This window comes from Hymenobacter coalescens (genome assembly GCF_054783195.1).
Window position 1 is genome coordinate 66,310 of the sequence record NZ_BAAGRA010000004.1, and the last position, 19,085, is coordinate 85,394.

A 19,085-nucleotide genomic window follows, 5' to 3' on the forward strand; every position below is an offset into this window, starting at 1 on the left:
TGGTGAAATGGTGAGATGGTGAACTGGTGAGTTGGCTGTTCGGAAGGCGTCGGGCCGCGCATTTTGCGCAGCCAGATCGTCACTCACCAGTTCACCGCTTACTCCTCCATGGGCAGCCACACGCAGAACTCCGTGCGGCCGGGCACGGAACTCACGTTGACGCGCCCGCCGTGGCTGAGCACGATGCGGCGGGCAATGTCGAGCCCCAGGCCGGTGCCCTCGCCCATGGGCTTGGTGGTGAAAAAGGGTTCGAAGATGTGCGGCAGCACGTCGGGCGGAATGCCCGGGCCGTTGTCTTCGATGCAGACCTGCACGAACTCGCCCGTGCGGCGGGTGCGCAGGGTGATGACGCCCTCGGCCGGCAGCACGTCAATGGCGTTGTCGAGCAGGTTGGTCCACACCTGGTTGAGCGCGCCGGGCTGCGCCAGGATGGTGAGCAGGCCGGGGGCGTAGTCGCGCACGACGCGGATGCGGTGCTGGCGCAGCGGGTAGCTGAGCAGGGCCAGGGTGCTGTCCAGCCCCCCGTGCACATCGGTCAGCACCGAGCCCGTGCCGCGGTCCATGTGCGAGTAGTCCTTCACGTTGTGCACCAGCTCCGAGATGCGCCGCGCCGCCTCCTGCACGTCGCGCACCAGCTGGCGGCTGGTCAGCTGGGCTTCCAGCCAGCGCAGGGCCGGGCGCCGGGCCGCGGCGGGCAGCCCCGCCAGTACCGGCCCGAGCACGTCGGCGTCGAGGCCGCCGCTGAGCAGGCCGGTGGCCAGCCCGTGCACGTCGGCAATGCCCTGCCGGATAAGCCAGTCCTCCAGCTCTTCCTCGCAGTCGGCTTTTTCAAGGGCCGAGAGCGAGGCGCCGGGCAGCGTGGAATGGCTGGCGAGTACAAACAGGGCGGGCAGCTGCTCGGCCGTCGCGCCGGCGGCTACCAGTTCCTGCAGCAGCATCGGCTCGGCCCCGTTGCGGTCCGACAGCTCAGCGGCCGAGCGGCTGATGGCCGCGGCGGGGTTGTTGAGCTCGTGGGCCAGCCCGGCCGAGAGCTTGCCCAGGGCCCGCAGCTTGTCGTCGCGCTCCTGGGTGCGGGCTTCCTCGCGCACCCGGTCGCTCATCAGGCCCACCAGGCGCTGCACCAGTTCGGGGCTGATGCGTTCCAGCTCCGGAAAATGGTCGCGGTGCAGCATCAGCAACTGCGCTTCGCTCGTCACCACGCCCAGGGCCATGGCTTGGCGCAGGCGGGAGTAGGGCAGCACGCCGGTTATCTGCGGCGCCTCGAAGCGCAAAAACGGTTCGCGGTGCCCGTTCTGCTCGCGCCAGAGCTGCACGGCGCCGCGCAGCAGGATCAGCAGGTGGTCGGCCGGGTCGCCGGGCCGAAACAGCTCGGTGCCCGCGGGCGCATCGCGCGGCTCGCCGTGCGCCAGCAGCCAATGGAGCACATCGTCGGGCAGGCCCTGCAGGGTCGGCACCGCAGTTAGATCTTCGGTGGTAAGCGTAGCGGCAGTAAGCATGGCAGTCGGGCTTAAAGGTCTGACACGAAAGCAACTGCCCCGCGGTGGCGGGGACTGCTAAGGTAGACGAACGGCGCCGGGTTTTACTTTTCGGCGCCTTCATAGGGGCTGGCGGCCGGGCAGCAAACGGCCCCGCCCCACCCGGCCGCATAGCCGGAAAGGAGCGGGGCCGCGGGGGCACCGAGGCGCGGGCCGGCGGGCTACTGCCCCGTCCCCGTCGGGGCGGCTTCGCCGCAATTGTCGGGCTTCAGGTCCGCGTTTTTCTTTTTGTAGGTCGACTCGGTGACTTCCGTAAAGACCATTTTTACGGTCATCAGGCGGGTTTTTACGTCGCCCTGGATGTAGTACACCTTGCCGGGCTCCAGGTTGAGCTCAAACTTGTCCTGGTCGGGCAGGTTCAGGCCGCCGGCCACGGAAGTAAAGGCGGTCTGGCCCGGCTTGAGCGTCGTCACGAAGTAGCGCTTGTTGCTCAGGCGGCACAGCTCGGCCCCGTTGGCCCGCACGGTAAAGTTGGTCGCGGCCTGGGCCAGCATGGGCGGCCGGTAAAACACGACGGTGGCCATGTCGGCCTTGGGGGTGGGCACAGTGCCCTGGGCGTAGCCCGTGCTGGCTACGGCTGCCAGCGCGGCGGTGCAGAGAAAATAACGCATGACGGTTGAGAGGGAAGGCGTGAAGAAATCCTGGGTGAAGATAGAGGCTGGCCAGCCGGCTGGTGCTGTCAATCCCCCGAATTTGTGATTTAGCCAAGACACGCCTGACATATTCATGTAGTCATCCGACTTCAAACGCCGCTTGCTCAGATGCTTAGGGTTGCGCCGCGCGCCCGCCGAGCTGGGCTTCCACCGCTTTCAGGCGGGCTTCCAAGGCGGCCGCCCCGGCGGTGGTTTGCGCCTGCTGCTGACGCAGCTGGGCCTGCCCGGCAGCCACCTCGGCCCGCAGCGCCTCTATCTGCCGCTGCTGTTCCTTGAGCGCCTCCACGAGCACCGGCGTGAGCTGGGCGTAGTTCACGGCCTTGAGCCCGTCGGGGCCGGTGCTGACCAGCTCGGGGTAGATTTGCTCCAGCTCCTGGGCGATAAAGCCGAGCTGCTCGCCCTGCGGGCCTTTGCCCGCCCGGAACCGGTAGCGGCGGCCCTGCAGCGCCAGCACGCCGGCCAGGGTCCCGCCGAGGGGGCGCACGTCGGTTTTCAGCCGCTGATCGGAGCTGGAGGCCACCACACCGTGGAGCGTCAGGTTGCCGTTGACGGCCATACCCCCTTCGGAATAGATGACCACTTTGCGGTTGGCAGCGGTGGTGCCCGCCCCCACGATGTTCAGCGCGTCGGCCGTGATGTTGCCGTAGCCGATGGTGCCGGCCTGAGCCTGCTTGCCGCTGACGTTGGCCCCGAACTCCAGGGTATTGGCGCCGTTGATTTTGACGCTGCCGTCCACGTGCAGCCGGGCCTGCGGCGAAGTCAGCCCCAGGCCCACGTTGCCCTGGGCGCTGATGTCGAGCGAGCTGGTGGGCGCGCCGGGCCGGATGCGAAAGGGCAGCAGGCTGCCGTTGGTCAGGTCGCGCACGAAGAAGTTGGCCTCGTTGCCGGCCACGTCCCAGGTTTGAGTACCCCAGCCGCCGGCACCGAGCTGCTCCAGGCGCACGCCCGGCGTGTTGCCGTTGACCACGCGCAGGGTGGTGCCGCTGCCCTGCGCGCCGCCCTGCGCGGTAACCCCGCCGGCCCCGTGCAGCTCGATTTTCTGGTTGCCGGTGCCGGTACCCGCGCCCACGATGTTGAGCGCGTCGGTGGTGATGTTGCCGTAGCCGATGGTGCCGGACAGCGGGCCCTTAGTGAGGATGCGGGCCCCGAACTCCAGGGTGTTGGCGCTGTCGATTTTGGCATTGCCGGCCACGTGCAGCCGGGCTTGCGGCGAAGTCAGCCCCAGGCCCACATTACCGCTGGCGCTGATATCGAGGGAGCTGGTGGGCGCGCCGGGCCGGATGCGGAAGGGCAGGCGGGAGCCGCCCGTCAGGTCGCGCACGAAGAAGTTGGCCTCGTTGGCGCCGATGTCCCAGGTCTGGGCCGTAAAGCCGCCGGCGTTGGTTTGCTCCATGCGCAGGGCGGGCGTGTTGCTGTTGCGCAGGTGCAGCAGCAGCCCGGGCGAGGTCGTGCCCACGCCCAGGGCCCCGGCGGTGCTCAGCCCGCCGTTGAACGCGGCCACCCCGCTGAAGGTGCTGGTTCCACTTACGTTCAGGGCCCCGGTGGTGGTCAGCGCCCCGGTGAAGTAGCCGGCCCCGGCCACGTGCAGCCGGTGCTGCGGGTCCATCAGGCCGATGCCCACGTTGCCGAGGTAGTTCCACATCAGCACCGATTCACGGGCCCCGCCGCGGTTGATGCCCAGCACGCCGCTGGTGTAGCCGTAGAGCACCGGCCCGTCCACCGTCTGGCCCAGCCAGTTTTTGCTGCTGAAGCTGGCCCCGTACCAGCCCAGGCCGTGGTTGCCGTCGGAGGCGGAGCGGAGGCGCAGGTCGTAGTCGTCGAGGCCCAGGTTCTGGGTGGTCTGGGCCTGGGCCAGACCAGCCGGGAGGCCGGCCAGCAGAGCGATGGTTAGCGGTAGTGCGGAGAAGTGTTTCATAGCCGGGCAGATGACTTGGCGAAAGTAACAGCCGGTCACTATTCCTGGCCCGATTTGTATGCTGTCAACGCCTTTTGGGTAGTCAGTCCGGGTTGCCGCACGAAACGCCGTCCGGTGACGGGCTGCGCCCAATGTTGCGAAGCCCACCACCGGGCCGGCGGCCTAGTTGCCCACGCGGGCGCAGGTGCAGTACAGGCGGATGCTCCGGTCGCCGTTGGCTTTGTTGCGCACGTACATGGTCCAGGTGGTTTCCGGGTTGGTGGTATCGGGGCCGCTGTAGTAAATCTCGATGTCGTAAGCGGCGGTGTTCCAGTCGCGGTGGCCGCCGCCGCCACCCAGCAGCTTGTAGCCGCTGGGGCAGCCGACGCTCAGCGTGTAGTACGAGTTGGGGTCAATGGAAAAGTTATTTTCCATTATCCGGTACCCCAGGTACACCGTGCCGCCCACCGTGGCGTTGCCCGTGACGGTGGCGGCCCCGCCCACGGCGAGCGTGCCGCTGGTCTTCACGTTGCCGCTCACGTCGAGGGCTTCGGTGGGGCTGCTGGTGCGGATGCCCACGTTGAAGTTGGCGGGGTTGAGCAGCAGGTTGCCGGCCGAGTTTTCGAGCACCGTGTTGCTGCCGCCGGCCGTGCTGGGGCGCACGATGAAGTTCGAGCCGTTGTGCTCCAGCTTGAGCGAGTGCGCGGTGCTGGCACCGGTCAGCCCGACGACCAGGCCGCTTTTGGTGCCCGCGGCTTGCACCGCCAGTTGGTAGCCCGTGCTGGGCACCTGGCCCACGCCCACGTTGCCCGCGTTGTCCACGCGCAGCCCCTCGCTGCCGCCGTCGTTGCTCAGCCACTGGTCGCCCAGCTGCACGTTCTGGGTGGCGGTGTGGTTGCCCAGGTTGTCGGCCCCGCCGGTGGGCAGGCTCACGCTGCCGCCGCTGGTCAAGCTCAAGGTGGTGCCGCTCAGGCTCAGGGTCTGCAGCTCGTTGGTGCTGGAGGCATCGGGCAAGGCAACCGAGCCGCCGCTGGTGAGGCTCAGCGTACCGGCGCTCAGGCTCAGGGTTTGCGCGTCGGCGTCGGTAAACGAGCCGCCGCCGTTGCTCAGGGTTACGGTGGTGCCCGTTTTGCTCAAGGTCTGCAGCTCGTTGGTGGCCGAGTTGTCGGGCAGCGTCACGCTGCCGCCGTTGGTGAGGCTCAGGGTGCCGCCGCTGAGGCTGAGCGTCTGCGCGTCGGTGGCCAGCGGGGCGGTGCTCAGGTTGCCGCTGGCATCGGCCGTCACCATGCGGGTGCCGGTGCCGGCCAGCCCGGCCAAGCGCACGGTGCTGGCGGCGCCTTCCACGTGCAGCGTGGCGGCCGGGGCGGTGGTGCCGATGCCCACCTGCACGGCGTTGCTGCCGGTGCCGCCCAGCACGAGGCTGTTGCTCTGGCTGACTTTGGCGTTGTAGCCCAGGGCCGTGGTGTTGGTCAGACTGGTGTTGCCGTTGGCCGGGCCAGCGTTGAAGCCCAGCGCCGTGTTGGCCGAGCCGCTGATGTTGCCGGCGCCCGCAGTGCCGCCGACGAATGTGTTGAGCAGGCCCGTGCTGGTGTTGAAGCCCGCCGACGCGCCCAGCAGCGTGTTGCCGTCGCCGGAGTCGTTGGCGTAGCCGGCCTGGTAGCCGAAAAAGGCGTTGCTGTTGCCGGTTTGGTTTCTGGTGCCGGCCTCGCCGCCCACGAAGGCGTTCTGCAATCCGTCGGTGTTAGCGTAGCCGGCCCGGTAGCCCACAAAGGCATTAGCGTTGCCCGTGTTGAGCCGGCCGGCTTCTGCCCCTACGGCCGTGGTAGTGCTGCCGGTGTTGGCCGCGCCGGCCCGTTAGCCCAGCAGCACGTTGTCGCTGCCGCTGTTGGCCAATTGGCCGGCCCAGTAGCCGGCGTGGAGGTTGCGGCTGCCGGTGGCGCCGTTGCCGGCCAAGTAGCCCAGGAAAATGTTGTTGCCGGCCGTATTCTCGCCCAGGTTCAGGCCACCGTCGGCGCGCACGCCCACGCCGCTGATGCTGCTGCCCGTACCGGTGAGGGCGTGGCCGGCTAGATTCAGGGCCTGCGTGGCGGTGTGGTTGCCCAGGTGGTCGGCTACCTGGGTGGCGGCCGGCAGCAGGCTCCAGCTCGTGCCGCCGTAGATATACAAGCCGGCCGTCTGGTCGGTCTGGTACACCATGAGGCCCGCGGCCGGGCTCTGGATGGCGTCGCGCTGCGCCTGCGTCAGGCGCGGCAGCAGCAGGCCCTTGTTGGTGGTGCTCAGCTCCAGCAGGGCCGAGGCATCGGGCGTGGTGGTACCGATGCCCACCTGGGCCCGGGCCGCCGGGCCGAGCAGGCCCAGCCCCAACACCACGCCGGGCACGCAACAGGCGCGCAGAAAAAAGTTGGGTAAAGCTGTTGTCATAGCGGGCCAGAAGCTGGTAAGTAAGCCGGGATTAATCCCGTAAAGCTACCGGCTCGGCCCGCAACATCCCTAGTAAATTTCTGCCAATACAGGCCGGGGCTACTTGACAGGCTGCACCAACTCACTGGCCCGCTGCCGGTAGTGCCGGTAAAACACCCGGGCGAAGTAGGCGGCATCCTCGTAGCCCACGGCAAAGGCCGCTGCCGCCACCGTGGCCGCCCGGCCGGAGAGCAGCAGCTCACGGGCGCAGTCCAGGCGCAGCAGGCGCAGGTACACGGCCGGTGTGAGGCCCGTCAGCTCCTTGCACTTGCGGTACAGCGTCCGCTCGCTGAGGCCAATGAGCCGCGTAGCGCCGGCAATGGTAAACTGCGGGTTGTCCATGATCTGGCCCGCCACCTGCCGGAACTGGCGCAGCAGCAGCAGCTCCTCGTCGGAGTACTCCCGGCCCTGCATGGGCAGCAGCAGCAACGACGGGGCGGAAGGCTTGGGGGGCATGGGCGGCAAAGCAGGAGAAGTACCGCTGCAAAACTCGCGGTGCCCCGCGCCGGGGCCTAGTAAATTTCTGCCAATCCGAAAAACCCCGGCGCCCGGGGCAGCGGCGGCACCCGCCAAAAACCCCGTTCTTGCCAAACTTTTTAGCATCCAAAAGCATTCTTTTCTTTTACCCTGCTCCCGCTAAATGGCCAAGCTCAAGACCCTATACTTCTGTCAAAACTGCGGCGCGCAGTCGGCCAAGTGGATCGGCCGCTGCCCCTCCTGCAACGAGTGGAATACCTACGTGGAGGAGGTGGTGCAGAAAGAGGAAGTAACGCCTGCCAACGCCTGGAAGGCCTCCACCTCGGTGGGCGGCACCAGCAAAGCGGCCAAGCCCAAACCCCTGGGCGAAATTCTCTACGAAGAAGAATCCCGCCTAAACACCCACGACGGCGAGCTGAACCGCGTGCTCGGCGGCGGCCTGGTACCCGGCTCCCTGGTGCTCATCGGCGGCGAGCCGGGCATCGGCAAGAGCACCCTGATGCTGCAGATTGCCATGCAACTGCAGAACCTGCGCATCCTGTACGTATCGGGCGAGGAGAGCGAGCAGCAGATCAAGATGCGCGCCGAGCGCATGGGTCAGCAGCACGCGGGCCTTTACATCCTCACCGAGACGAGCACCCAGAACATCTTCAAGCAGATCGACGCGCTGCAGCCCAACGTGGTGGTGGTCGACTCCATTCAGACGCTGCACTCGCAGCTGGTGGAGTCGGGGCCGGGCTCGGTGAGCCAGGTGCGCGAGTGCACCACCGAGCTGCTCAAGTACGCCAAGGAAACCGGCGTGCCGGTGCTCCTCATCGGGCACATCACCAAGGACGGCTCCATTGCCGGCCCCAAAATCCTGGAGCACATGGTGGATACGGTGCTGCAGTTCGAAGGCGACCGGCACCTCACGTACCGCATCCTGCGCACCATCAAGAACCGCTTCGGCAGCACTTCCGAGCTGGGCATCTACGAGATGCAGGGCACGGGCCTGCGGCAGGTATCAAACCCCTCCGAAATCCTGCTCTCGCAGCGCGACGAGCAGCTCAGCGGCGTGGCCATCGGGGCTACGCTGGAAGGCAACCGCCCGCTACTGGTGGAAGTGCAGGCCCTCGTGACGCCCTCCACCTACGGCACGCCGCAGCGCAGCAGCACCGGCTTCGACAGCAAGCGCCTGCAGATGCTGCTGGCCGTGCTGGAAAAGCGGAGCGGGCTGCGCCTGGGCCAGCACGACGTGTTCCTGAACATCGCCGGCGGCCTGCGCCTCGAAGACCCGGCCCTCGACGCGGCCGTGTGCGCGGCCGTGGTCAGCTCGCTGAACGACATCCCGGTGCCCGGCAACGTATGCCTGGCGGCCGAAGTGGGCCTGAGCGGTGAAATACGGGCGGTGAGCCGGCTGGATCAGCGCCTGTCGGAAGCCGAGAAGCTGGGCTTCCGCGAAATGTACATCTCGCAGTTCAACGGCCGGGGACTTGATCTGGGCCGCTTTGGACTAAAGGTTCACCCGGTAGGACGACTCGATGAAGTTTTGAGTGGTCTATTCGGGTAAGGCTATGAAATGCTGCTCTCACCCGAAAATGTGAGGCGCCGGATTGGACTTTCAGCACGGAATAGACTTATCTTCGGTGCAACAATTGTCTTTTCCCGCGAAACGCTTGGCCCTCCCAACCTAGGGGCCGGGCGCGCAACGGGGCGGCCTCGGCCGCGTATGAGAGTTGTCGTTCGCATTGCCTCACCCCGATACCTAGCCGCCGATGTCTTTCGCCTCCCACTTTTCCGCCCTGAGCCTGCTCACGGCCGCACTGCTGGCGCCACTGCTAAGCCAGGCCCAAAGCACCGTGGTGCTCACCGGCAAAATCAACGGCAAAACGGCGGATACGGTGGCGGTGTCGGTGCGCGAACACCCGCTCGACCCCAAGGAGCAACTCACCTACGCCCGCGTCAACGACAAGGGCGAGTTTCGGCTGGCGCTGAAGGTGGAGGGCCCCACCAAGGCCGACCTGGTGTACGGCGACGACGTGGCGGGCCTGTGGCTGGAGCCGGGCACCAACATGGACGTGCGTTTCAAGGGCGAGGACCTGGCCACGTCGGTGAAGTTCAAGGGCAAGGGCGCCGAGGCCAATACCTACTTGGCCGACTTCGATGAGAACTTCGTGGAAAACGACGGCTTTCAGGTGCTGCCCGACAACATCAGCCTCTACGAAGCCCCGTTTCTGCAATTCCTGGACTACCGCCGCAAGGAAGAGCAGAAGTTTTTCAAGAACGTGGAAGAGGACCAGGCCGTGTCGCCGGCTTTCCGCAGCTACGTGAAGGCCGAGCTGGACTACAGCTACGCCAACGACCGGCTCACCTTCCAGGACCTGCGCGAGCAGGTGGTGGCCACCGAGGGCCGCCTGAAGATGTCGCCGACCTACTACGACTTCCTCAACGACGCGGCGCTGATCAATAACGAATCGGCGCTGCAGAACGAAAACTACCAGGAATTCCTGCTCAACTACGTGCACTACGCCGCCGGCGCGGCCGGCCACAAGAAAGGCGACCCGGAATTCTACCAGGTGTGCTATAACCTGGCGAAGGACAAGCTGCAGGGCCCGGCCAAGGCCATCGTGATGGGGCGCGTGCTGCAGGAGTCGTTCCGCTTCGGCCACGTGAAGCAGTCGGCCGCCATGCTGGAAGACTTCCGCGCCGCCGTCGACAAGACCAACAAGTACTACCCCGTGCTCAAGGCCGACTTCGACGCCCACAAGGACTTCGCCATCGGCTCGCCGGCCCCCGACTTCAAGCTCGTCTCGGCCCAGGGCGACACCGTGTCGCTGCGCGACTTCCGCGGCAAGCTGGTGTACCTGAACTTCTGGCGCACCACCAGCGGCCTGTCGCTGCGCGACCTGCCCTACGCCCAGGAGCTATCCAAGAAGTTCAACGGCCAGAACATTGCCTTCGTCAACATCGCGCTGGACGAGAACGAGCCGGCTTGGAAGCAGCTCGTGGTCAGCAAGAAGCTCGGCGGCACGCACCTGCGCGCTGCGGGCGGGCAGCGCGGCCCCCTGGCCCGCGCCTACATGCTGCAGGAAGTGCCCGCCTATTTCCTCATCGCCGAGGACGGCACTTTCCTGAACACCAAGCCCAAACGCCTGAGCAGCCGCGCCGCCATCGACGAAATCAAGGAATCGTTCGGCAAAGCCTCGACCTACAGCAGCACACTGCCCGCCGGCAAGTAAGCCGCAGCTCCCGGCAGCCCCTACGATGTGGTGCCACGGCCCGAAGCCGTGGCACCACTGTTTTTTAAGATGCCGGCACTAGCCCGGACTCACACCACGCGGGCGGGCTGCTATTTTTACCTGGCCGAACAACCTAATGCCCGCTTACCGGGTTTGGTTGCGGAATCCACTTTGCCCGTCCGACGTTCGTCAGCCATGCCCCAGCTCAAAGCCTCCGCAGTCCGGGACGGGCTCAATTTCCTCTCCAAGCTCACCCCGCTGCGCGCCCTGAACGCGGCGCAGGTGACGAGTTCCTACGTGCTCAGCCGGCTCACCAAAAAGTCGCGGGCCTGGGGACTGCCGCTGGCCGTGAGCCTGGAGCCCACCACCTCCTGCAACCTGCGCTGCCCGGAGTGCCCCAGCGGGCTGCGCTCTTTTACCCGGCCCACCGGCATGCTACATGATGATGTGTTCCGGCGCACCATCGACGAGCTGGCCCCGCGGCTGTGGTACCTCACGTTTTACTTCCAGGGCGAGCCGTACCTGCACCCCCAGTTTCTGGACATGGTACAGTACGCCTCGCGCAAGAAAATCTACACGGCCACCAGCACCAACGCGCACTACCTGACCGAGGCCAACGCCCGCAAAACCGTGGAAAGCGGCCTCGACCGCCTCATCATTTCCCTCGACGGCACCACCCAGGACGTGTACCAGCAGTACCGCGTGGGCGGCAAGCTCGACAAGGTCATCGAGGGCACCAAGCGCGTGGTGAAGTACAAGCGGGAGCTGCAGTCTCAGACGCCGCGCATCATCTTTCAGTTTCTGGTGGTGCGCCCCAACGAGCACCAGATGGAGGACGCCCGGCGCCTCGCCGCCGAGCTGGGCGTGGACGACGTGTGGTTTAAGACCGCGCAGATCTACGACTACCAGCAAGGCTCGCCGCTTATTCCGACCATCGACTACTACTCGCGCTACCAGAACAACCAGGACGGCTCGTGGAGCATTAAGAACCGCCTGCTCAACCACTGCTGGAAGATGTGGCACAGCTGCGTCATCACCTGGGACGGGCTGGTGGTGCCCTGCTGCTTCGACAAGGACGCCGAGTACCGCCTCGGCGACTTGCAGCAGACCACGTTCCGGCAGCTCTGGCACGGGCCCAAATACGCGGGCTTCCGCCGGGCGCTGCTCAAGGGCCGCGACCAGGTGGAAATGTGCCGCAACTGCACCGAGGGCACCCGCGTGTGGGGCTAACCGTCGTTTCCGCGCTTACCCAATAGCTTTCCTTACCGCCGCATGCCGTTTGCCTCCACACCCGTTGATCAACTGCTTCACTCCGCGTACCGCCCCGACCTCGGCCTGCTGGTGAGCCGCTGGGGCTACCAGCCCGACCCGGCCGAGCTGCCCCCCATCTACGAGCAGCTCACCGAGCAGGCCCTGGCTTGCGGCTGCCGCTTCTGGCTGCAGGACATCCGCCGCCGCACCCTGAACGACCCGGCCATTACGCGCTGGCTGCTGGCCGACTACTTTCCGCTGATGGCCCAGCGCCTCGGCGGCCGCCTGGCCGTGGCCTACCTCACCGGCCCGGCCCTGCTCGAAGCCATCGTGACCGGACCCGGCTACCTGCCGCCCAGCGGCTACGACCAGCAACCCTTCGTGGTGGCCTTCTTCGGCGACGAGGGCGAAGCCATTCGCTGGCTGCAGACGGAGCAGCAGCGCCGCTAGCCGCCGGGTAAGCGGCCGCGCAACCACAAAAAAAGGGCATCACCAGTGCGGTGACGCCCTTTTTGCATCCGGTCAGTGGACCAGCGGCGGGGCTTACTTGCCCTGCTCGGTCTTGGTCTTGTCCTTCGTGCCGTCCTCGTCGGACTTCATCTTGCGCTTCTCCTTCTTGCCGTCCTCCTTCACTTTCACCTTCGACTTCTTGTCGCTGGTGGTCGTGGCGGGGGCAGCGGGAGCGGCGGCGGGCTCAGCGGCTACGGCCGGGGCCACGGGGTTGCCCTCCATGTCCAGCTCCACTACCTCGTAGCCGAGCTGCTTCAGCTCCGGCAGGTACTTCTTGTCGCCCACCGTCACAATGTACATCTGCTCGGGCAGGTACTTGTTGGCCAGCGTCTTCACGTCCTCTTTGGTGAGGTTGTTCAGGATTTCCGTCTGCTGCTTCACGTAGTCCGTGGGCAGGTCGTATTCCACCAGGCGCGAGAGGAAGGCGGCCTTCTGCTGGCCGGTTTCGTACTTGAGCGCGTCGCTCTGGCCGATGCTGGCCTTCAGGAACGCCAGCTCCTCGTCGGTGATGCCCTCCTTGCGGAACAGCTCGATTTCCTTCATGAACTCCTTCACCGAGGCGGCCGAAGCATCGGCGCGCACGCCGGCCTGGGCCGTGTACGGACCGGCGTAGCGGCTGCCCTGGAAGCCCGAGCGGGCGCCGTAGGTGTAGCCTTTGTCTTCGCGCAGGTTCAGGTTGATGCGCGAGTTGAAGGCGCCGCCCAGGATGTAGTTCATCAGGTACGCGCGGTAGTACTCACCCGTCGCGTCGTAGGGCAGGCCCACGTAGCCGATGCGGATTTCCGACTGCGGCGCGCCGTCCTTGTTCACGAAGTACAGCTTGGTCTTGTCGGTCTTGGCCGAGGCCGTGGCCTTGGGCAGCTCCACCGGCTTGGTGCTCCACTGGTTCAGGAACGTGAGCTTGGGCGCGATGCTGGCCTGCGGCTGGTCGCTCACCACCACCAAGTGGCTGATGTTGGGCGCGTAGTAGCTCTGGTAGAACTGCTTCACGTCGTCCAGGGTCAGGCTGCCCACCGTGGCGGCCGTGCCCGAGGTCGGAACAGCCATGATGTCGTTCTGGCCGTAGAGCAGGCGGTTGTAGGTTTTGTTGGCAATGACCACCGGCTGCGTGTTCTGGTTGGCAATGCCTTCCAGGGTCTGCTTCTTGAGGCGGTCGAAGTCGGCCTGGTCAAACTTGGGGTGCAGCAGGCGCTGCTCCACCAGGGCCAGCGTCTTGTCCAAGTTCTTGGTGAGGCTCTGCACGTACACCTGCGTGCCGTCGGCATCCGACGAAACGCTGATGTTGCTGCCCAGCTTTTCCAGCTCGGCATCGAACTGCTCGGCCGAGTACTTCTCGGTGCCTTCTTCCAGCATGCTGGCCGTCAGCGAGGCGATGCCGGCCTTCTGGGGCATGGCAGCCTCCAGGCGGTGGCCGCCGCGGATGGTGAGCAGCAGCGTGGTGGTCGGCATTTCCGCGTTCTGCGTGCCGATGACCTTCAGCTGGTTGGGCATATCAGCCTTCCACACGGCGGGCACGGCCACCATGGGGGCGGCCCCGGCCTTGGGCTGCTGGGCGCGGTCGAAGGTGTCCTTGGCTTTGTTGTACTTCAGGCCGGCGTACTCGTCCTTGGGCGCCTTGAAGCCCGACTTGTCGACGGTGTAGTTGTCGGCTTTGGCAATCAGGTCCGGGTTGGCCTTGGGCACCACGCTCAGGATGACGGCCTTTTTGCCGAGCACGTACTGCTTGAACACGCGCTCCACGTCGGCCTTGGTCAGCGACTGAATGCGCTTCAGGTCCACGGGCAGGCGGTTGGGGTTGCCGGTCTGGAACTGGTAGGCGGCCAGGGTGCTCACCTTGCCGCTCACGCTCTGCAGGCGGTTGATCAGGTCGGCTTCGGCCGAGGCCTTATAGCGGGCCACTTCCTCGTCGGTGATGCCGCGCTTGGCCAGCTCCTCAATGGAGGCGCGCATGATGGTTTCCAGCTCGCTCAGCGGCTTGCCCGGGAAGCCCAGGCCCACCATCGTGAATTCCCCGCTCAGCTCGGAGGTGGGGTGGTACGACTGCGCCTGCACGGCTTTCTGGGCCTTCACCAGGTTCTGGTACAGCGGCGAAGTCTTGGAACCGCCCAGGATGGCGGCCAGCGCGTCCACGGCCGGCTCGTCGGGGTGGTTGCCCGGCACCGTCGGGAACACCATCTGCAGCATCGGGAAGCGCACGTTGTCCTGGTAGCTCACGTAGCGGTCCGAGGCCAGCGTGGGCACAGGCAGCTTCATGTTCTGCACCTCGGGGCCGCGCGGGATGGAGCCGAAGTACTTTTCCACCAGCTTCACCACCTCGGCGGGCTTCACGTCGCCGCCCACGGTCACGGTGGCGTTGTTCGGGCCGTACCAGCGCAGGAAGAAGTTCTTGAGGTCCTGCAGGTCCGAGCGGTTCAGGTCTTCCAGGTAGCCGATGGTCAGCCAGGAGTAGGGGTGGCCGTAGGGGTACAGCGTCTTGCTGATGTTCTCCGACGCCAGGCCGTAGGGACGGTTGTCGTAGTTCTGGCCGCGCTCGTTTTTCACGGTGGCGCGCTGCACTTCAAACTTCTTCTCCGTCACGGCGTCCAGCAGGAAGCCCATGCGGTCGGCTTCGAGCCACAGCGCGGTTTCCAGCTGGTTCGAGGGCAGCGTTTCGAAGTAGTTGGTCCGGTCGCGGTTGGTGGTGCCGTTCAGCGTACCGCCCGAGGAGGACACAATCTTGAAGTGCTGCTCGTCGCCGACGTGGTCGGAGCCCTGGAACATCATGTGCTCGAAGAAGTGCGCAAAGCCCGACTTGCCGATGGTTTCGCGGGCCGAACCCACGTGGTAGGTCACGTCGACGTGCGCGATGGGGTCGGAGTGGTCTTCGGCCACGATGAGCGTGAGGCCGTTGGGCAGCACGTACTTCTCGTAGGGAATGACGACTTCGCCGGGCTTGCGGGTTACTTTCTCGACGAGGCGGGTGCCGCCGGCGGTGGCTTTGGTGGCCGTGGCGGCCGGCTTGGCTTTCGTCTGGGCCGTTGCCATCTGCGGCGAGGACACCGTCAGAAAAGCACCCAGGCCGAGAAGCAACAGTTGGTTGCGGGTCATAGGGGGAATGGTGAGTATGTGTAAAGCAAGGTAAGGAGCGTCCTGACTTCTGGCGCGGGGCCAGCCGGCGGGTTCGCGCAAAGGACGCAACCAAAACGCTTGTAGCTGCGTACCGCCGCCGCGCAATCTACCAACTGGCCGCCGAGCAGCCTCAATACCGCCGCTCACGGGCCCAACGCCGCCCCCTGGGCACCCGGTTCCGCGGCCCGGCCTTGGCTGCTCCGCCCGCCTGAGGGAAGCGGCCCGGTGGTTTTCGTCTGCATATTGCGCCGTGCCCGGCCGCCCGGCCGCGGTGCTTTCGCCAAACCCCTTTCCGTATGCGCTTCCTTTCCGCGGTTGCCGCGCTGCTGGGCCTTGGGCTGCTGACCGGCTGCCCAAGCAACCCCTCTTCTTCCGCCGGCGGCGCCTCGGCCTCTTCCGACACCACCACCGCCCCCCACGACAGCATCACGGCGGCCCTGATCGGCCGGCACCTGCGCCGACTGGCCTCCGACGACTTCCAGGGCCGTAAGCCCTTCACCGAAGGCGAGACCAAAACCGTCGCGTACCTGGCCGAGGAGTTCCGCAAGCTGGGCCTGCAGCCCGGCTCCGACGGCAGCTACTTCCAGAACGTGCCGCTGGTGGAAACCATGAGCACGCCGGCCGCCACCATGCAGATCAGCGGCGGCAAAAGCCCGCTGACGCTGCGCTACCAAACAGACTTTGTCGCCATTACCCGGCAGGAGCAGCGCACCACCCATCAGAAGGTCGAGGAGATGATTCTGCTGCAGAACTCGCCTTTGGTGTTTGCCGGCTACGGCGTGGTGGCGCCCGAGTACGGCTGGGACGACTACGCCGGGCTCGACGTGAAGGGCAAAACCGTGGTGGTACTCATCAACGACCCGGGCTTTATCACCGGCGACACCGCCCTGTTCAAGGGCAAGGCCATGACCTACTACGGCCGCTGGACCTACAAATACGAGGAGGCCGCCCGGCAGGGCGCGGCGGCCGTGCTCATCGTGCACGACACCCGCCCGGCCTCCTACCCGTGGTCGGTGGTGCAAAGCAGCTGGAGCGGCGCGCAGCTGTTTCCGCAGCCCGATGCCCAGGGCACTCCGACGTGCGGACTGGAAGGCTGGATTACGCTCGACGCAGCCCAGCGCCTGTTCAGGGCGGCCGGGCAGAGCTTCGAGGCCCTGCAGGCGGCCGCCAACAAGCCCGGCTTCAAGCCCCGGCCGCTGGGCCTCGGCCTGAGCACCAGCCTCACGTACACCTCCACCCGCAAGGCCTCCAAAAACGTGCTGGCCGTGCTGCCCGGCACCACGCGCCCGAGCGAGTACGTGCTTTACACCGCCCACTGGGACCACCTCGGCGTGGGTGCCCCCGTGCAGGGCGACTCCATCTACAACGGCGCCGTGGACAACGCCTCGGGCTGCGCCGCCTTGCTGAGCATTGCCAAAGCCTTTCAGCAGGCCAAACAGAAGCCGCAGCGCAGCATCGTGTTTCTGGCCGTCACGGGTGAGGAGCAGGGCCTGCTCGGCTCGGCCTACTACGCGCAGCACCCCGTGTTTCCGCTCCGCAAAACCGTAGCGGCCCTGAATATGGACGCGCTGGCCGATTTCGGCCCGATGAAGGACCTGACCATCGTGGGCTACGGGCAGTCGGAGCTGGACGACTATGCCACGGCTGCCGCCCAGGCGCAGGGCCGCTACATCGTGCCCGACCAAACGCCGGAGCAGGGCCACTTTTTCCGCTCCGACCACTTCAGCCTGGCCCACGTGGGCGTGCCGGCGCTCTACGCCTCGGGCCGCTACGAAAGCCTCTCCAAGGGCAAGGCGTTTGCCGCCCGGCAAAACGAGGAGTACGAAGCTCGGCGCTACCACCAGCCCAGCGACGAGTACCGCCCCGACATGGACCTCGGCGGCATGGTGCAGGACGCCCGCCTGCTGTTCCGCATCGGGCAGCGCCTGGCCGACGAAACCACTTTTCCGCAGTGGAAAGCAGGTTCGGAGTTCAAGACCATCCGCGAGAAAAGCCTGCAGGCCCAGCCGAGGACCTGAGGCGCGGCAAGGCTCCAACGAAAAGCCCCGACCGGATCCGGTCGGGGCTTTTTGTTGTCGATGGCCGGGCGGGCAGAATTACCGCGTCAGCAGCACTTTTTGCTGCCAGGTGCCGCCCCCGGTGGTCAGGCGGATGACGTAGAGGCCGGCCGGCAGCGTGCCCGCCCTCAGCGTGACGGTGTGGCGCCCGGCTGCGTGCGGGCCCTGGGCCAGACGGCTCACCAGGCAGCCCGTCAGGTCGTACACCTGCACGGAGGCGTCGCCGGCAGTGGACAGGCGGAAGCTCAGCTGGGTGCTTTCGCCGAAGGGGTTCGGGAAAGCCGGCTCCAGCGCGGCCGTTTCGCCGGCCACCTTGTTGGGCAGCAGCAGGATCAGCTGCGCCGGCGCGCTTTCGTTGTGCAGGCGGTCCAAGGCCGTGACGGTGTAGCGCGAGCTGGCATTGGCCGGCGTGGCGGCTTCGCGGAAGTGCGTCGTGTCGAGAATGGCCACCAGGTTGGCCGGATCGGCCAGGTGCGCCGCCGTGATGGGGCCCGTGATGGTGCCGGGCAGGCGGTATACGGCGTACCAGCGGGCTGTTTCGCCGTCGGAGGCCGCCGGGCCGGGCCGCCAGTTAATCTCGATGAAGCCGGTTTGGGGGTTGTTCCACAAACCGGCCTGCATGGGCGTGGTGGGCGCCACGTTGTCTTTCCACGGCATGGTGGGCACCAAGGCGCGGTGCCGGTAGAAGTTGGTGCGCAAGGAGTCGGCTACGCCCAACGGATTATTCAGCAGCTCGGTGGATTTGTAGAACAGGCTGCCCTGCACGTTGGGCTGCTGCCGCACCAGCCGAATCTGGTTCGGAATCTGCGTGGGCTGGTTGAAGGCGTCGGTGGCGGTGGCGCTGACTTTGTAGGCCGCGTGGCCGATGTACACGTGGCGGGGCGTGGTGGCTGATACCTGCTGGTTCCACCACGGCACGATGAGGTCGTAGCGGGCGGCCGTGGTGGTGGGCGTCCAGTACACCTGCGGAGCCAGGTAATCGACCCAGCCCTGCTGCAGCCACTTGCGCGAGTCGGCGAAGATGTCGGTGTAGCTCTGGAAGGCCGTGGTGGCCGTGCCGCCCACCGTGGTGCCGTTGCGCCACACGCCGGGGGGCGAAATGCCAAACTTCACCCGCGGCCGCTGCGCCCGGATGCTGTCCGAGATGGTGCGCACGAACAGGTCGATGTTGTCGCGGCGCCAGTCGGCCTTGGTGGTAAAGCCGCGCGGATCGGCCGCGAAGGCCGCGTCGTCGTCGAAGGTCTGCCCGGTTACCGGCGCCGGGTAGAAGTAGTCGTCGAAGTGCATCCCGTCGATGTCGTAGCGGCGCACCACGTCCATCACCACGCGGGTGAGGTACTGGCGCACTTGCGGCAGGCCGGGGTTGAGCACGCGTAGCGTGCCGAAGGGCACCACCCAGTCGGGGTGCTGCCGCGTGACGTGCGAAGCGGCAATGCTGGACGTGTTGGCGTTGGTCACGGCCCGGTAGGGGTTTACCCAGGCGTGAAACTCCAGGCCGCGCTTGTGGGCCTCGCGGATCATGAACTGCAGCGGGTCGTAGGCCGGCTGCGGGCCCACGCCCTGGGTGCCGGTGAGCCACTCGCTCCAGGGCTCCAGCGTGCTGGGGTAAATGGCGTCGGCCGAGGCCCGCACCTGCACCACCACGGCGTTGAGGCCGTTGGCTTTGTGGCGGTCGAGCAGGCTGATGAAATCGGCGCGCTGCTGGGCGGGCGTGAGGGTTTTGCTGCGCGGCCAGTCCAGGTTGAACACGTGCGCCACCCACACGGCGCGCATTTCGCGCTTGGGCGATACGGCCAGGGTCTGGGCAGAGGCCCCGAGCCCCAGGCAACTCAGCAGGAGGGCGCCCCAAAGCCGGGGCAGGCGGAGGTAAGCGTGCTTCATAGGATGGGAATGAGGTTGGACGAATGGCAAGTATAGCGCAT

At 66.4% G+C, this 19,085-nt stretch carries 13 protein-coding genes; 5 read left to right on the top strand and 8 right to left on the bottom strand.

What is annotated here, in order from left to right:
- Positions 1 to 98: 98 nt before the first annotated feature.
- The 6 genes from ACYVKQ_RS03440 to ACYVKQ_RS03465 all read right to left on the bottom strand — a co-directional run bounded on the left by ACYVKQ_RS03440 (position 99) and on the right by ACYVKQ_RS03465 (position 6,998).
- Positions 99 to 1,496 carry a sensor histidine kinase gene (locus ACYVKQ_RS03440; RefSeq protein WP_460575641.1) on the bottom strand — a complete coding sequence of 466 codons (1,398 nt, stop codon included), beginning with the start codon at positions 1,494 to 1,496 and terminating at the stop codon, positions 99 to 101.
- 200 nt (positions 1,497 to 1,696) lie between these two features.
- Positions 1,697 to 2,146, bottom strand: a complete 450-nt coding sequence (locus ACYVKQ_RS03445; protein WP_460575643.1) for a DUF2846 domain-containing protein — start codon at positions 2,144 to 2,146, stop codon at positions 1,697 to 1,699.
- 154 nt (positions 2,147 to 2,300) lie between these two features.
- Entirely contained in the window at positions 2,301 to 4,103 is a 1,803-nt protein-coding gene (locus tag ACYVKQ_RS03450) for a tail fiber domain-containing protein (RefSeq protein ID WP_460575645.1), read from the bottom strand.
- Positions 4,104 to 4,265: 162 nt separating this feature from the next.
- Complete coding sequence (locus ACYVKQ_RS03455) at positions 4,266 to 5,813, bottom strand: beta strand repeat-containing protein (RefSeq protein WP_460575647.1); 1,548 nt, start codon at positions 5,811 to 5,813, stop codon at positions 4,266 to 4,268.
- A 123-nt stretch (positions 5,814 to 5,936) separates the two neighbouring features.
- Entirely contained in the window at positions 5,937 to 6,503 is a 567-nt protein-coding gene (locus ACYVKQ_RS03460; protein ID WP_460575649.1) for a hypothetical protein, read from the bottom strand.
- Positions 6,504 to 6,602: 99 nt separating this feature from the next.
- Positions 6,603 to 6,998, bottom strand: coding sequence for a helix-turn-helix domain-containing protein (locus tag ACYVKQ_RS03465; protein WP_460575651.1), 396 nt, complete (start codon positions 6,996 to 6,998; stop codon positions 6,603 to 6,605).
- A gap of 184 nt (positions 6,999 to 7,182) precedes the next feature.
- On the opposite strand from ACYVKQ_RS03465, the gene radA reads away from it, so the two are divergent.
- The 4 genes from radA to ACYVKQ_RS03485 all read left to right on the top strand — a co-directional run bounded on the left by radA (position 7,183) and on the right by ACYVKQ_RS03485 (position 11,938).
- Positions 7,183 to 8,568, top strand: coding sequence for a DNA repair protein RadA (gene radA / locus ACYVKQ_RS03470; RefSeq protein WP_460575653.1), 1,386 nt, complete (start codon positions 7,183 to 7,185; stop codon positions 8,566 to 8,568).
- Between the two features lie 205 nt (positions 8,569 to 8,773).
- Positions 8,774 to 10,237, top strand: a complete 1,464-nt coding sequence (locus tag ACYVKQ_RS03475; RefSeq protein WP_460575655.1) for a TlpA family protein disulfide reductase — start codon at positions 8,774 to 8,776, stop codon at positions 10,235 to 10,237.
- Positions 10,238 to 10,432: 195 nt separating this feature from the next.
- Positions 10,433 to 11,467, top strand: coding sequence for an SPASM domain-containing protein (locus ACYVKQ_RS03480; protein ID WP_460575657.1), 1,035 nt, complete (start codon positions 10,433 to 10,435; stop codon positions 11,465 to 11,467).
- A gap of 42 nt (positions 11,468 to 11,509) precedes the next feature.
- Positions 11,510 to 11,938 carry a hypothetical protein gene (locus ACYVKQ_RS03485; RefSeq protein ID WP_460575659.1) on the top strand — a complete coding sequence of 143 codons (429 nt, stop codon included), beginning with the start codon at positions 11,510 to 11,512 and terminating at the stop codon, positions 11,936 to 11,938.
- Between the two features lie 93 nt (positions 11,939 to 12,031).
- Here ACYVKQ_RS03485 and ACYVKQ_RS03490 read toward each other — a convergent pair whose 3' ends face one another.
- Complete coding sequence (locus ACYVKQ_RS03490; RefSeq protein ID WP_460575661.1) at positions 12,032 to 15,085, bottom strand: M16 family metallopeptidase; 3,054 nt, start codon at positions 15,083 to 15,085, stop codon at positions 12,032 to 12,034.
- Between the two features lie 317 nt (positions 15,086 to 15,402).
- Here ACYVKQ_RS03490 and ACYVKQ_RS03495 point away from each other — a divergent pair, with 317 nt between their 5' ends.
- Positions 15,403 to 17,124, top strand: a complete 1,722-nt coding sequence (locus tag ACYVKQ_RS03495; protein ID WP_460575663.1) for a M28 family metallopeptidase — start codon at positions 15,403 to 15,405, stop codon at positions 17,122 to 17,124.
- Positions 17,125 to 17,202: 78 nt separating this feature from the next.
- Here the strand turns inward: ACYVKQ_RS03495 and ACYVKQ_RS03500 are convergent, their stop codons facing one another.
- Positions 17,203 to 19,044, bottom strand: a complete 1,842-nt coding sequence (locus ACYVKQ_RS03500; protein WP_460575665.1) for a family 10 glycosylhydrolase — start codon at positions 19,042 to 19,044, stop codon at positions 17,203 to 17,205.
- Between the last annotated feature and the right edge of the window lie 41 nt (positions 19,045 to 19,085).

What these genes read in the sequence shown, in the direction of transcription:
- ACYVKQ_RS03440 (WP_460575641.1), bottom strand. Translation starts at nt 1,496, where the DNA reads ATGCTTACTGCCGCTACGCTTACCACCGAAGATCTAACTGCGGTGCCG.
- ACYVKQ_RS03445 (WP_460575643.1), bottom strand. Translation starts at nt 2,146, where the DNA reads ATGCGTTATTTTCTCTGCACCGCCGCGCTGGCAGCCGTAGCCAGCACG.
- ACYVKQ_RS03450 (WP_460575645.1), bottom strand. Translation starts at nt 4,103, where the DNA reads ATGAAACACTTCTCCGCACTACCGCTAACCATCGCTCTGCTGGCCGGC.
- ACYVKQ_RS03460 (WP_460575649.1), bottom strand. Translation starts at nt 6,503, where the DNA reads ATGACAACAGCTTTACCCAACTTTTTTCTGCGCGCCTGTTGCGTGCCC.
- ACYVKQ_RS03465 (WP_460575651.1), bottom strand. Translation starts at nt 6,998, where the DNA reads ATGCCCCCCAAGCCTTCCGCCCCGTCGTTGCTGCTGCTGCCCATGCAG.
- radA (WP_460575653.1), top strand. Translation starts at nt 7,183, where the DNA reads ATGGCCAAGCTCAAGACCCTATACTTCTGTCAAAACTGCGGCGCGCAG.
- ACYVKQ_RS03475 (WP_460575655.1), top strand. Translation starts at nt 8,774, where the DNA reads ATGTCTTTCGCCTCCCACTTTTCCGCCCTGAGCCTGCTCACGGCCGCA.
- ACYVKQ_RS03480 (WP_460575657.1), top strand. Translation starts at nt 10,433, where the DNA reads ATGCCCCAGCTCAAAGCCTCCGCAGTCCGGGACGGGCTCAATTTCCTC.
- ACYVKQ_RS03485 (WP_460575659.1), top strand. Translation starts at nt 11,510, where the DNA reads ATGCCGTTTGCCTCCACACCCGTTGATCAACTGCTTCACTCCGCGTAC.
- ACYVKQ_RS03490 (WP_460575661.1), bottom strand. Translation starts at nt 15,085, where the DNA reads ATGACCCGCAACCAACTGTTGCTTCTCGGCCTGGGTGCTTTTCTGACG.
- ACYVKQ_RS03495 (WP_460575663.1), top strand. Translation starts at nt 15,403, where the DNA reads ATGCGCTTCCTTTCCGCGGTTGCCGCGCTGCTGGGCCTTGGGCTGCTG.
- ACYVKQ_RS03500 (WP_460575665.1), bottom strand. Translation starts at nt 19,044, where the DNA reads ATGAAGCACGCTTACCTCCGCCTGCCCCGGCTTTGGGGCGCCCTCCTG.